The 14082-nt window shown below is 54.3% G+C and carries 10 protein-coding genes and 1 pseudogene; 9 read left to right on the plus strand and 2 right to left on the minus strand.

All coding sequences use genetic code 11. The features are described 5' to 3' along the window. Positions 1 to 30 precede the first annotated feature (30 nt). Positions 31 to 885: an energy transducer TonB gene (locus IBT46_RS13885; RefSeq protein ID WP_200546161.1), complete on the plus strand. Its 855-nt coding sequence runs from the start codon at positions 31 to 33 to the stop codon at positions 883 to 885. Between the two features lie 35 nt (positions 886 to 920). Here the strand turns inward: IBT46_RS13885 and yfbR are convergent, their stop codons facing one another. Together yfbR and IBT46_RS13895 are read right to left on the minus strand one after the other, a co-directional pair. Next, positions 921 to 1517: a 5'-deoxynucleotidase gene (gene yfbR, locus IBT46_RS13890; RefSeq protein ID WP_105591267.1), complete on the minus strand. Its 597-nt coding sequence runs from the start codon at positions 1515 to 1517 to the stop codon at positions 921 to 923. Positions 1518 to 1585: 68 nt separating this feature from the next. After that, positions 1586 to 2800, minus strand: a complete 1215-nt coding sequence (locus IBT46_RS13895; protein WP_200546162.1) for a pyridoxal phosphate-dependent aminotransferase — start codon at positions 2798 to 2800, stop codon at positions 1586 to 1588. 1022 nt (positions 2801 to 3822) lie between these two features. Between IBT46_RS13895 and lrhA the strand changes: the two genes are divergently transcribed. The 8 genes and pseudogenes from lrhA (at position 3823) to nuoH (ending at position 14071) form a co-directional block, all read left to right on the plus strand. Continuing rightward, complete coding sequence (lrhA, locus tag IBT46_RS13900; protein WP_105591269.1) at positions 3823 to 4749, plus strand: transcriptional regulator LrhA; 927 nt, start codon at positions 3823 to 3825, stop codon at positions 4747 to 4749. A gap of 667 nt (positions 4750 to 5416) precedes the next feature. Then, a complete protein-coding gene (locus tag IBT46_RS13905; RefSeq protein ID WP_105591270.1) occupies positions 5417 to 5854 on the plus strand; it encodes an NADH-quinone oxidoreductase subunit A in 438 nt (145 codons plus the stop codon). 17 nt (positions 5855 to 5871) lie between these two features. Continuing rightward, positions 5872 to 6546, plus strand: a complete 675-nt coding sequence (locus IBT46_RS13910) for an NADH-quinone oxidoreductase subunit B family protein (protein ID WP_105591271.1) — start codon at positions 5872 to 5874, stop codon at positions 6544 to 6546. A gap of 105 nt (positions 6547 to 6651) precedes the next feature. Next, positions 6652 to 8465: pseudogene (gene nuoC, locus IBT46_RS13915) on the plus strand (NADH-quinone oxidoreductase subunit C/D). 2 nt (positions 8466 to 8467) lie between these two features. Then, positions 8468 to 8983 (plus strand): NADH-quinone oxidoreductase subunit NuoE, encoded by a 516-nt coding sequence (nuoE, locus tag IBT46_RS13920; RefSeq protein ID WP_105591273.1) that lies wholly within the window; start codon positions 8468 to 8470, stop codon positions 8981 to 8983. Then, positions 8980 to 10320: an NADH-quinone oxidoreductase subunit NuoF gene (gene nuoF / locus IBT46_RS13925; RefSeq protein ID WP_123335196.1), complete on the plus strand. Its 1341-nt coding sequence runs from the start codon at positions 8980 to 8982 to the stop codon at positions 10318 to 10320. Before nuoE ends, nuoF begins: the two co-directional genes overlap by 4 nt. 50 nt (positions 10321 to 10370) lie before the next feature. After that, entirely contained in the window at positions 10371 to 13097 is a 2727-nt protein-coding gene (gene nuoG / locus IBT46_RS13930) for an NADH-quinone oxidoreductase subunit NuoG (protein WP_200546164.1), read from the plus strand. After that, a complete protein-coding gene (gene nuoH / locus IBT46_RS13935; RefSeq protein WP_105591276.1) occupies positions 13094 to 14071 on the plus strand; it encodes an NADH-quinone oxidoreductase subunit NuoH in 978 nt (325 codons plus the stop codon). The genes nuoG and nuoH overlap by 4 nt, the downstream gene beginning before the upstream one ends. The last annotated feature ends 11 nt before the right edge of the window (positions 14072 to 14082 follow it).

Below are 14082 nucleotides of genomic sequence, written 5' to 3' on the forward strand. Positions count from 1 at the left end.
TAGGGATTTATGTAATGAGGTTGGTTAGACATGGCAACGCCAGTGACGTTTGATGATGCGCAGCGCGCCGGTACAACGAGCTGGCTGACGGGCAGCCTGCTGGCGTTAGGCCTGCATATTGGTGCTGCTGTGTGGCTGATGTGGATGCCGCCGATTACCGCCGCCGATAATACCCCGCCTGCGGCGATTATGATCGAGATGGCGGATGCCGCCCAGGCGGTGCTGACCGAACGGAACGACATCTCACCGGAAAGCCAGAATTCACAGGCCAGCGAAGAGAAAGTGAAAGAAGAGACACAGAGCGATGCCGCCGCTGCGCCTGCCGTCGATCCCGTGAAGCAGCCGGAAAAAGAGCCGGAGAAAGCGGTTCCCGAGGCGGAAAAACCGGATATCGCCCTACGAGCCGCCCAGGGCGCGAAAACAAAAAAAGACCAGAAGGGCAAAGCGCAGCAGGAAAAACAGAAAAAACAGCAGCAGCAGCAGGCGCAGCATCAGCAGCAGGTTTCAGCAAAGCAGGCGGTTCAGGCTCAGGTGCAAACGCAGCAGGCCGAGCGCACCGCCGCGCAGAAAACCAACGCCAGTAGTTCGGTCTCCACCCCGCAGGAGGCAAGCTGGGCAGGGCGAGTGATGGCACACCTGGAGAAGCGCAAGCGCTATCCGGAAGCGGCACAGGAGCGCGGCGATACCGGCACCGTACTGGTGCGATTCACCATTGATGATGACGGTAATGTGTTGAGCGCTTCGCTGGCGAGAAGTTCGGGCGTCGCCGAGCTGGATCGTGAGGTGCTGTCGCTGGTTAAACGCGCCTCTCCGGTGCCCGCACCGCCGCCCGGCGCGCAGAAAACCCTGACTGCGCCGGTAGCGTTTTTCCCTAAACGGGGCTGAGGTAGCCCCGGCCCCGTTGGGCGCTGCTTCACTCGTTACAGCGACTCCTGGCTGATTTCATCCAGCGACAGGCTAAAGCTGGGGATAAACACCTCAACAAAATAGTCCATTTCCGGGCTGTGGCGTTGGGAGAGGGTTTTCTCCAGGCGGGCTTTCGCCAGCAGGAATTCGTTATTGCCCGCCGACAGCTCTTCCAGGCATTTCAGATAGGCGCAAAGCGCATCCGCCTGTTTAACAATCGCCGTTTCCGCTTCGCTGTGCTGGTGCTCGTCAATCAGCGGAGCCCAGGCTGAGCGCAATTCTTCCGGCAGCATTTCAATCAGCTTCTTCTGTGCGATCTTCTCAATTTTTTTGTATTCATGGGCAATCTGCGCGTTGTAGTACTTCACCGGCGTGGGCAGATCGCCAGTCAGCACTTCGCTGGCGTCGTGATACATCGCCATCAGGGCGATACGGCCGGGGTCGAGATTACCGTTAAATTTCTTGTTTTTAATCACCGCCAGCGCATGGGCAACCATCGCCACCTGCAGACTGTGTTCCGACACGTTTTCAGTGCGTACGTTACGCATTAACGGCCAGCGGTTAATCAGTTTCAGACGGGAGAGGTGGGCAAAAAAGTGGCTTTGATTCATCAGGTCTTTCCGTTTGCCCGGATAGCCACGCTGCCGCTATCCGGGGCTGATATCTGAAGAGAAGTGACTTACTGGTGGTAACCGCCCAGGAAGCGGCCAAACTTGGTGATGGCCATTTCGAGGTCGTCTACGCGCGGCAGGGTAACGATGCGCACATGGTCTGGCCACGGCCAGTTGAAGGCGCTGCCCTGCACCAGCAGGACTTTTTCCTGCAGCAGGAAATCGAGAACCATCTTCTGATCATCGTGGATATTGAATTTTTTCGCGTCGATTTTCGGGAACATATACAGCGCGCCTTCCGGCTTCACGCAGCTGACGCCGGGAATGTCGTTGATCAGCTCCCAGGCCCGATTACGCTGTTCATACAGACGGCCACCCGGCTGAATAAACTCGCTGATGCTCTGATAGCCGCCCAGCGCGGTCTGAATGGCGTGCTGCGCCGGAACGTTGGCGCACAGGCGCATCGACGCCAGCATTTCCAGGCCTTCAATATAGCCTTTTGCGTGTTTTTTCGGCCCGTTCAGCACCATCCAGCCCTGACGGAAACCGGCAACGCGGTAGGTTTTTGACAGGCCGTTAAAGGTAATGGTCAGCAGGTCCGGTGCCAGCGCGGCGATCGAGTGATGACGGGCGGCATCGTAAAGAATTTTGTCGTAGATTTCGTCAGCAAAAATAATCAGGTTGTGCTGGCGGGCGATCTCAACCACTTCCAGCAGGAGTTCTTTGCTGTATACCGCACCCGTCGGGTTGTTCGGGTTGATGATCACAATGCCGCGGGTGCGCGGGGTGATTTTGCTGCGAATATCGTCAAGGTCCGGGAACCAGCCTGCGGATTCGTCACAAAGGTAATGCACGGCCTTACCGCTGGACAGGGACACGGCAGCGGTCCACAGCGGGTAATCCGGGGCCGGAACCAGCATTTCGTCACCGCTATTCAACAGCGCCTGCATTGACTGAACGATCAGTTCTGATACGCCGTTACCAATGTAGATATCTTCAACGGTCGTATCACGAACGCCCAAAGCCTGATAATGCTGCATGATGGCTTTGCGTGCGGAATACAGGCCTTTGGAATCGCAGTAGCCCTGTGCGCTGGGCAGATTACGGATCACATCGACCAGAATTTCGTCCGGGGCTTCAAAGCCGAAAGGGGCAGGGTTACCGATGTTGAGCTTGAGGACTTTATTACCTTCTTCTTCGAGGCGTTTGGCTTCTTTCAACACCGGGCCGCGAATGTCATAACACACATTATCCAGTTTGCTGGATTTATCAATTTGGGTCATCTCGGTCACCTTGACTTGCAGGAGGGTTTTCCTGCCGTGGAAAACTAAACGTTACACAATGTACTCCTCTCCTTAATGCTTTTGAAGGGTAGCCACGGGGTTTGGCGCGTTAATCGCGCTTTTTTCATGCGGCTCACACGACAGCGCGGAGGTTGTACCGTTTGTAGTATTAAATACTGTAAAACTGAATGTAATCACTACTTAAAGCTGGGATGGTTCTTGCAATACTGAATGTAAATTCTCCTTTCGAAAGAATATTGTTGGGAGATATTGCACAATTCATTAACGAAAAGTGGATTGATGATTGATGAAACAGTCAAAATAAAATTATCATTTGAGTGGTTTTTAATCGATTGCGCCTGTCGCACCGAGCGCAATCGATTACTGAGGCGCTGTCCCCTTCAAACGATTGAATGAGTCCGATTCTTATAGCGAAGTTTGATTTTAGTATATGCAAGTCTCATTGGAGTGCTGTCGCTGATAAAATCTTACTTTAGAGATAAGAATAATCGCATTTAGGCTTAAAAAGTAGGCGACAGTATGTCAGGATAACTTTCAGGAGACTTTACGCTGGTTTGCAGAGGTCTTCTGGTAATAAAAAAATGGTTTTTATACCCTGAAAGGGTAAGGAATGCTTAATATTCCTCCGGCATTGACGCTTAAAGATTGCCACAGACTTTCCAGTTTGAATCTGCACTGTTAGATCCAAAAACGCGCGCATTTATACCTAAAGTTTGTCGGAGTCAGCGCGAACCCGGTATCTGATTACCGCTTATGGGTTAGTACAGTGTGCAATCGTGATTAATCAGAGTCGGACACCTTTTTACCGCTCGCGTTACGCACTGCCTGAGCCGAACGGAGTGGTGTACAGGGTCTTACAGTGAGAGTTTACGTCATACTTCAGCCGGGAGTTCCGGTTCCGGCTGATGGAATTATGCATTGATTATCGACTTATCTTTTTGATAAGAAAGTAATAACACCAGGGTAGCTGTTCGTAAAAAACTTATAAAGTGAAGAAAAACATGACTAGTGCAAATCGTCCGATACTTAATCTCGACCTCGATCTGCTGAGAACTTTTGTAGCCGTAGCCGATCTGAATACTTTTGCCGCTGCTGCTGCTGCTGTGTGCAGAACCCAGTCAGCAGTTAGCCAGCAGATGCAGCGTCTGGAACAACTGGTTGGCAAAGAACTCTTTGCCAGGCATGGACGTAACAAGTTGCTGACTGAACATGGTATTCAGCTGTTGGGCTATGCGCGTAAAATCCTGCGCTTTAATGATGAAGCCTGCACGTCTCTTATGTACAGCAATGTTCAGGGCGTCCTGACTATCGGCGCATCTGACGACACATCCGATACCATTTTACCGTTCCTGTTAAACCGTGTGACGTCGGTTTATCCGAAGCTGGCCATCGACGTACGCGTGAAACGTAACCCGTTTATGATGGAAATGCTGAATCAGGGCGAGGTTGATCTGGTTGTGACGACCTCCAGCCCGATGAACTTTGCCTGGCAGGTACTGCGTACGTCGCCAACGCTGTGGTACTGCGCTGCGGATTACATCTTCCAGCGCGGAGAGGCTATTCCTCTGGTCCTGCTGGATGAACCAAGCCCTTATCGTGATATGGCGATTGATCACCTTAACGAAGCCGGTATTCCATGGCGTATCTCCTATGTTGCTTCTACGCTGGCTGCGGTTCGTGCTGCGGTGAAAGCCGGTCTTGGCGTGACCGCTCGCCCGGTAGAAATGATGAGCCCGGAGCTGCGTGTTATGGGGGCTGCGGAAGGCTTGCCGGTTCTGCCGGATACCGAATATCTGCTGTGTCGCAACCCGGATAGCGACAACGAGCTGGCGCTGGCGATCTTCAATGCCATGGAGTCCAGCAACGATCCTTATGCTCTGGTCAACGCAAATCCTGATGGTACCGCACTGCTGGATGAGGATGAGTAATCTGTCAGATTAAACGTTGATGTTTATCATTCCCATAGCTAAATTGCATTAAATTTATGAATAACAGCCTTTCAGTGTATTTTTAACCTGAAAGGCTTTTTTTTGTCATTTTAACGTCATCTAAATGCGCTTTCTTCATCAGAAAAAAGTGTTCCTGCTGCCCTTGTCCATAACGCCTTTCAACCGCTCACTCCATTAGCTGGAGACGCCAGTATCATTCGTGCGATGAATTGATTTTGCACAATCCTTGCTGACCAAAATTTGGCCATAAAACACAGAAGTGTGTCCTCGATCAAAAAAATAACCCTATTAAGGGGCAGGAAAATATGATTATTCCTGCCAAAATAGAGATTGTTAAATACGCGATCCGAACATGGTTTTAGCTGCTACATTTTTATCAGGTCCTACCACTGACACGATTTAGCTTATTTTATGAGCATTAATTGTTAAAATAATGTTGCATCTGTAAATTAGCATGCGGATACTTTTGTCAAAGTTGACAAAAGGTTATTGAAAGGAGTAAAAAACCCCATAAAATAGCTGCCTAATCAAAAGAGGCAGTAAAATTTATAAGGTTTTTTATTTTTCCCTTGAATCGTTGTGGTGTGTTAACTGCCAGAGATTAGAGCAGGACGCGAAACACCACTTTTGGTGAGTAAGCAAGAGTATGTCAACAACCACAGAAGTCGTCGCCCATCACTGGGCATTCGCTGTTTTTCTGATCGTTTCAGTCGGTCTGTGTTGCCTGATGTTGGCCGGAGCGTGGTTCCTGGGCGGAAAAGGCCGGGGAAGGTACAAAAACACGCCTTTTGAGTCAGGAGCTCCTTCCGTCGGTAGCGCAAAACTGCGCCTGTCTGCCAAATTCTATCTGGTAGCAATGTTCTTCGTTATCTTCGACGTTGAAGCCCTCTATCTCTACGCATGGTCGACAGCGATTCGCGAAAGCGGATGGGTCGGTTTTGTGGAAGCCGCCATTTTCATCTTGGTATTGCTTGCTGGTCTGGTTTATCTGGTTCGCATCGGCGCGCTGGACTGGGCTCCTGCCCGCCGTCGCTTTGACGTGAAGCCAACCACCATCTCGCACTCCAACCGTAATACGCAGTAACAGCGAGGCAAATAGACATGGACTATACGCTCACCCGCATAGACCCGAACGGTGAGAATGACCGTTACCCCCTGCAAAAACAGGAGATCGTCTCCGATCCCCTGGAAAAGCACGTTCATCAAAACGTCTACATGGGCAAGTTAGAACACGCCATGCATGACCTGGTGAACTGGGGACGCAAGAACTCCCTCTGGCCGTTTAACTTCGGTCTTTCCTGTTGTTATGTCGAAATGACCACGTCGTTTACTTCGGTACACGACGTGGCGCGTTTTGGCTCGGAAGTTATTCGTGCTTCGCCTCGCCAGGCCGACTTCATGGTGGTTGCAGGAACCTGCTTTACCAAAATGGCACCCGTTATTCAGCGCCTGTACGACCAAATGCTGGAACCTAAGTGGGTGATTTGCATGGGAGCCTGTGCCAACTCAGGTGGCATGTACGACATCTATTCCGTGGTTCAGGGCGTTGATAAGTTCCTGCCGGTCGATGTGTATATTCCAGGCTGCCCGCCGCGCCCTGAAGCCTATATGCAGGCGCTGTTGCTGCTGCAGGAATCGATTGGTAAAGAGCGCCGTCCGCTGTCGTGGGTGGTCGGCGATCAGGGTGTGTATCGCGCCAATATGCAATCCGAGCGCGAGCGTAAACACGCTGAGCGTATCGCGGTAACAAACCTGCGCAGCCCTGACGAGATTTAAGCCAGGCAGTTTATGGATGAGGTCAGCAACAGCACAACAAGACTACAAAGCAACGTGCGCCGACCCGCCTTACGCCAACACTGAGTGCCTGTCGGACAGGCCAGAATGGTGAACAACTTATGACAGACTTAACCACGCAAGATCTCGCACAGCCTTCATGGCAAACCCGCGACCACCTGGATGACCCGGTGATCGGCGAGCTGCGTAACCGTTTTGGGCCAGATGCCTTTACCGTACAACCAACCCGTACCGGGATACCGGTTGTCTGGGTGAAACGTGAGCAGTTGTTAGAAGTAATTGAGTACCTGCGCAAGCTGCCTAAACCCTATGTCATGCTGTATGACCTGCATGGTATGGATGAGCGTCTGCGTACCCACCGTGCCGGTTTACCGGCGGCGGATTTTTCCGTTTTCTATCACTTCATCTCCATTGAACGTAATCGCGACATTATGCTCAAGGTGGCGTTGTCTGAAAACGATCTGAATGTGCCGACCATCACCAAAATTTTTGCCAATGCCAACTGGTATGAGCGTGAAACCTGGGAGATGTTCGGGATTAATATCGTGGGCCACCCGCACCTGACGCGCATTATGATGCCGCAGAGCTGGGAAGGGCACCCGCTGCGTAAAGACTATCCGGCACGTGCGACCGAATTCGATCCCTTTGAGCTGACCAAGCAAAAAGAAGATCTGGAAATGGAAAACATGACCTTCAAGCCGGAAGACTGGGGCATGAAGCGTGGGACCAATAATGAGGACTATATGTTCCTCAACCTGGGTCCTAACCACCCGTCTGCGCACGGTGCGTTCCGCATCATCCTGCAGCTGGACGGCGAAGAGATCGTCGACTGCGTGCCGGATATCGGCTACCACCATCGCGGTGCTGAGAAGATGGGCGAGCGTCAGTCATGGCACAGCTACATCCCTTACACCGACCGCATCGAGTACCTTGGCGGCTGCGTCAACGAAATGCCGTACGTACTGGCAGTAGAAAAACTGGCCGGAATAAAAGTGCCAGAGCGCGTGGAAGTGATTCGCGTCATGCTGTCAGAACTGTTCCGTATTAACAGCCACCTGCTGTACATCTCTACTTTTATTCAGGACGTCGGCGCTATGTCTCCGGTGTTCTTTGCCTTTACCGACCGCCAGAAAATTTATGACGTGGTGGAAGCGATCACCGGCTTCCGTATGCATCCGGCCTGGTTCCGCATCGGCGGCGTGGCGCATGACCTGCCGAACGGCTGGGAACGCCTGCTGCGTGAGTTCCTTGACTGGCTGCCAAAACGTCTGAAAGCCTACGAACAGACCGCGCTGAAAAATAGTGTTCTGATTGCCCGTGCTAAGGGTGTTTCTGCCTACAACATGGAAGAAGCACTGACCTGGGGCACCACCGGTGCCGGTCTGCGCGGAACCGGTCTGGACTTTGACGTGCGTAAATGGCGCCCTTACTCCGGCTACGAAAACTTTGATTTCGAAGTGCCAATTGGTGGGGGAGTGAGCTGTGCTTACACCCGCGTGATGCTCAAAATGGAAGAGATGCGCCAGAGTATGCGTATCCTGGAACAGTGCCTGAAAAACATGCCTGCCGGTCCATTTAAAGCCGACCATCCGCTGACGACGCCACCGCCTAAAGAGCGCACGCTGCAGCATATCGAAACCCTGATCACGCACTTCCTGCAGGTTTCCTGGGGGCCAATTATGCCTGCCAACGAATCCTTCCAGATGATTGAAGCGACGAAGGGGATTAACAGTTACTACCTGACCAGTGATGGCAGCACGATGAGCTACCGCACACGCGTGCGCACGCCGAGCTTCCCGCACCTGCAGCAGATCCCTTCGGTGATCAACGGCAGCCTGGTATCCGACCTGATCGTATACCTCGGTAGTATCGATTTTGTTATGTCAGACGTGGACCGCTAATTATGCACGATCAAAGAATTGCGATCGAAACGATCGATGAATCCGGGGCTTTCATGCTGAGTGCGGCAGAGCGCGATGCCATCGAGCATGAAAAGCACCACTATGAAGATGCCCGCGCAGCGTCAATTGAAGCGCTGAAAATCGTTCAGAAACAGCGCGGCTGGGTGCCGGACGGTGCAATCCATGCGATTGCCGACGTGCTGGGTATTCCAGCCAGCGATGTGGAAGGTGTGGCAACGTTTTACAGCCAGATCTACCGCACGCCGGTAGGCCGCCATGTGATCCGCTACTGCGACAGCGTGGTGTGCCACATCACCGGCTTCCAGGGCATTCAGGCCGAGCTGGAAAACAAGCTCAATATCAAGCCGGGCCAGACGACCGCTGACGGGCGCTTTACGCTGCTGCCAACCTGCTGTCTTGGCAACTGCGACAAGGGACCGGTGATGATGGTGGATGAAGATACCCACGTTCATCTGACGCCGGAAGGCCTCGCCAACTTACTGGAGCAGTATCAATGAAAACGATTATTCGTACTGCCGAAACGCATCCGCTGACGTGGCGTATGCGTGACGATAAGCAGCCGGTATTCTTCGATGAATACCGCAGTAAGAATGGCTATGCCGGTGCTGAAAAAGCGCTGAAGTCCATGTCGCCGGAAGAGATCGTAGGCCAGGTAAAAGACTCCGGTCTGAAAGGCCGCGGCGGTGCGGGCTTCTCCACCGGTTTGAAGTGGAGCCTGATGCCGAAAGATGAATCCATGAACATCCGTTACCTGCTGTGTAACGCCGATGAAATGGAGCCGGGCACCTATAAAGATCGCCTGCTGATGGAGCAGATGCCGCACCAGCTGGTGGAAGGCATGCTGATCGGTGCTTTTGCGCTGAAAGCCTACCGTGGCTACATCTTCCTGCGCGGTGAATACATTGAGGCGGCGGCGAACCTGCGCCGTGCGATTGCCGAAGCCACCGAAGCGGGCCTGCTGGGCAAAAACATCCTCGGTACCGGTTTTGACTTCGAACTGATCGTTCATACCGGTGCGGGCCGCTACATCTGCGGTGAAGAAACGGCGCTGATCAACTCACTGGAAGGCCGCCGCGCCAACCCGCGCTCCAAGCCGCCGTTCCCTGCTTCAGCCGGTGCATGGGGCAAGCCGACCTGCGTCAACAACGTGGAAACCATCTCAAACGTCCCGGCGATTATTGCTAACGGCGTTGACTGGTACAAAAACATCTCCACCAGTGAAGATGCCGGTACCAAGATGATGGGCTTCTCCGGCCGCGTTAAGAATCCGGGCGTGTGGGAGCTGCCGTTTGGTACGACTGCGCGTGAGATCCTGGAAGAATATGCCGGTGGCATGCGTGACGGCCTGAAGTTTAAGGCGTGGCAGCCGGGTGGGGCAGGGACAGACTTCCTGACCGATCAGCACCTCGACCTGCCGATGGAATTTGCCAGCATTGGTAAAGCCGGTAGTCGTCTGGGTACCGCGCTGGCCATGGCCGTCGACCATGAAATCAATATGGTGTCGCTGGTACGCAATCTGGAAGAGTTTTTTGCCCGTGAATCCTGCGGCTGGTGTACGCCGTGCCGCGATGGCCTGCCGTGGAGTGTGAAAATTCTGCGCGCGCTGGAACGTAAACAGGGACAGCCGGGGGATATCGAAACCCTGCTGCAGCTCTGTCGTCAGCTTGGCCCGGGTAAAACCTTCTGTGCGCATGCGCCTGGTGCAGTAGAGCCACTGCAAAGTGCCATCAAATATTTCCGCGAAGAGTTCGAAGCGGGGATGGCACCTCAGGTATACAGCAACGCGCACGCGATTAGCGGCATCCAGCCGAACCTGTTAAAGGCTCGCTGGTAAGCAAAGTTTAACGCCCGTTTTTTATCGGGCCTTACGGAAGCATGTTCACTATGGCTACAATTCATGTAGACGGTAAAGAATATGATGTTGATGGTGCAAACAACCTGTTGCAGGCCTGTTTGTCCCTCGGCTTAGATATTCCTTATTTCTGCTGGCACCCTGCGCTCGGTAGCGTCGGTGCCTGCCGCCAGTGTGCGGTGAAGCAGTTCCAAAATGCCGAAGATACCCGTGGTCGTCTGGTAATGTCCTGCATGACGCCAGCCTCCGACGGTACTTTCATCTCTATTGACGACGGCGAAGCAAAAGAGTTCCGCGAAAGCGTGGTGGAGTGGCTGATGACCAACCACCCGCACGACTGTCCGGTATGTGAAGAGGGGGGTAACTGCCACCTTCAGGATATGACGGTCATGACCGGCCACAGCTTCCGCCGCTACCGTTTTACCAAGCGTACCCACCGCAATCAGGATCTCGGTCCGTTCATTTCTCATGAAATGAACCGCTGTATCGCCTGCTATCGCTGCGTGCGTTACTACAAAGATTATGCAGATGGTAAAGATCTGGGTGTATACGGTGCCCACGACAACGTCTACTTCGGTCGCCCGGAAGACGGCGTGCTGGAAAGTGAATTCTCCGGCAACCTGGTTGAAATCTGCCCGACCGGCGTGTTCACCGATAAAACCCACTCCGAGCGCTACAACCGTAAGTGGGATATGCAGTATGCGCCAAGCATCTGCCAGCAGTGCAGCATCGGCTGTAACACCAGCCCGGGCGAGCGCTATGGCGAACTGCGCCGTATCGAAAACCGCTATAACGGCACCGTTAACAGCTACTTCCTTTGCGACCGTGGCCGCTTCGGCTATGGCTACGTTAATCTGAAAGATCGTCCGCGCCAGCCTATGCAGCGCCGTGGCGATGACTGGATCGTCCTGAACGCCGAGCAGGCAATGCAGGGGGCGGCAGACGTGCTGCGTCAGGCCTCCAAAGTGATCGGCATTGGTTCCCCGCGAGCCAGCGTAGAAAGCAACTTTGCACTGCGCGAGCTGGTCGGTGCTGAAAACTTCTCTACCGGCATCCCGGCAGGAGAGCAGGCCCGTCTGGATCTGATGCTGGAGATCCTGCGCGACGGCGGTATCCATACACCGTCCCTGCACGATATTGAAAGCTACGATGCGGTGCTGGTGCTTGGGGAAGATCTGACCCAGACCGGTGCGCGCGTTGCGCTTGCCGTCCGTCAGGCGGTGAAGGGTAAATCCCGTGAGATGGCAGCGGCGCAGAAAGTGGCCGACTGGCAGATCGCCGCGATCCTCAATATCGGTCAGAACGCTAAACATCCACTGTTTGTGACTAACGTCGACCAGACCCGTCTGGACGATATTGCCGCGTGGAGCTACCGTGCCCCGGTTGAAGACCAGGCGCGTCTCGGCTTCGCGATTGCCCACGAGCTGGATGCCAGCGCACCGGCAGTCAGCGACCTGGATAAGTCACTGAACGGCAAAATCGACGTGATCGTGCAGGCGCTGGCCGGTGCGAAGAAACCGCTCATCGTTTCCGGTACCAACTCCGGCAGCGAAGCGGTGATTCAGGCTGCTGCCAACGTGGCAAAAGCGCTGAAAGGCCGCGGCCAGGATGTCGGTATTACCCTGCTGGCGACCGCCAGTAACAGCATTGGCCTTGGCATGATCGGCGGCCACTCGCTGGATGCGGCACTGCAGGAGCTGGAAAGCGGTTCTGCGGATGCGGTTATCGTGCTGGAAAACGATCTCTATCGTCAGCTGCCGAAAGCTCGTGTGGATGCGGCACTGAAAAATACGCCAAACGTGATTGTTATCGATCACCAGCGTACCGCCACCACTGAAAAAGCCGGTCTGGTTCTCTCCACCGCCAGCTTCGCGGAAAGTGACGGTACGGTGGTGAACCAGGAAGGTCGCGCCCAGCGCTTCTTCCAGGTTTATGACCCGGCTTATTACGACAACAAAGTTGAGATGCTGGAAAGTTGGCGCTGGCTGCACGCGCTGCAAAGCACCATTAACAGCCGCGAGCCGGACTGGACCCAGCTGGATCACGTCATTGATTCCTGTGTGGTTGCGCTGCCGCAGCTGGCGGCGATCAAAGATGCGGCACCGGATGCCAGCTTCCGTATTCGCGGACAGAAACTGTCGCGTTCACCGATTCGCTCCAGTGGACGTACTGCGATGCGTGCCAATATCAGCGTGCATGAACCGCGTCAGCCGCAGGATAAAGACACGATGTTTGCCTTCTCGATGGAAGGTAACAACCAGCCGGGTGCGGCACGTTCGCAGATCCCATTTGCCTGGGCTCCAGGCTGGAACTCACCGCAGGCGTGGAACAAATTCCAGGCCGAAGTGGGCGGCAACCTGCGTAACGGCGATCCGGGCGTGCGTCTGTTCGAAGCGGGCCCGTCGCAGCTGGGATGGTTTGAGAAAATCCCTGCCGCGTTTGTGGGCAGTGAAAACCGCTGGCGTGTCGCGCCGTACTTCCACCTGTTTGGCAGTGAAGAAATGACCCAGCGCTCACCGGTTATGCAGAAACGTATGCCGGAAGTTTATGTGATGGTTAACCCGAACGATGCGGCGAAACTCGGCGTTAACGCCAACAGCGCCGTTCAGTTCAACTGCCAGGGTGAAACCCTGCGCCTGCCGGTGCGCTTCTCAAGCCACCTGCAGGCAGGGCAGGTCGGTCTGCCGCTGGGCTTACCGGGTATCCCTCCGTTCCTGTCGGGCGCTGAAATCGACAATCTGCAGGAGGCGGCACAATGAGCTGGTTGACACCGGAAGTTATCGACATTTTGATTGCCGTCGGCAAAGCACTGGTCATCCTGATGGTGGTCGTGGCCTGCGGCGCGCTGATGAGCTTTGGCGAACGCCGAATTCTCGGCCTGTTCCAGAACCGCTACGGTCCTAACCGCGTCGGCTGGGGCGGATCGCTGCAGCTGGTGGCGGATATGATCAAAATGTTCTTCAAAGAGGACTGGATACCGCCGTTTACCGACCGGGTGATCTTCACCCTTGCGCCGATGATTGCTTTTACCTCGCTGCTGCTGGCGATGGCTATCGTGCCGGTCACCTCCACCTGGATGGGCGCGGACCTGAATATCGGTCTGCTGTTCTTCCTGATGATGGCGGGTCTGGCGGTGTATGCCGTGCTGTTCGCGGGCTGGTCGAGTAACAACAAATACTCGCTGCTGGGTGCCATGCGCGCCTCGGCCCAGACCCTGAGCTACGAAGTGTTCCTCGGCCTGTCGCTGATGGGCGTCGTGGCGCAGGCTGGCTCGTTCAACATGCTGGATATCGTCAACAGCCAGGAACACATGTGGAACGTGATTCCGCAGTTCTTCGGCTTCCTGACCTTCTGCATCGGCGGCGTAGCGGTGTGTCACCGCCACCCGTTTGACCAGCCGGAAGCGGAACAGGAACTGTCGGACGGTTATCACATTGAATACGCCGGTATGAAATTCGGCCTGTTCTTCGTCGGTGAGTACATCGGTATCGTTACCGTGTCTTCACTGATCGTGACGTTGTTCTTCGGTGGATGGAACGGTCCGTGGCTGCCGCCGATTTTCTGGTTCGCCATCAAAACGGGCTTCTTCATGATGATGTTCATTTTGATCCGTGCTGCGTTACCGCGTCCGCGCTATGACCAGATGATGTCGTTCGGCTGGAAAGTTTGTCTGCCGTTGACGCTGTTGAACCTGCTGGCGACTGCCGCAGTGATTCTGTACACGGCGCAGTAAGGGGTTAAGAA

It is taken from the genome of Erwinia sp. S38 (assembly GCF_016624545.1).
GTDB classification, from domain to species: Bacteria; Pseudomonadota; Gammaproteobacteria; order Enterobacterales; family Enterobacteriaceae; genus Erwinia; species Erwinia coffeiphila.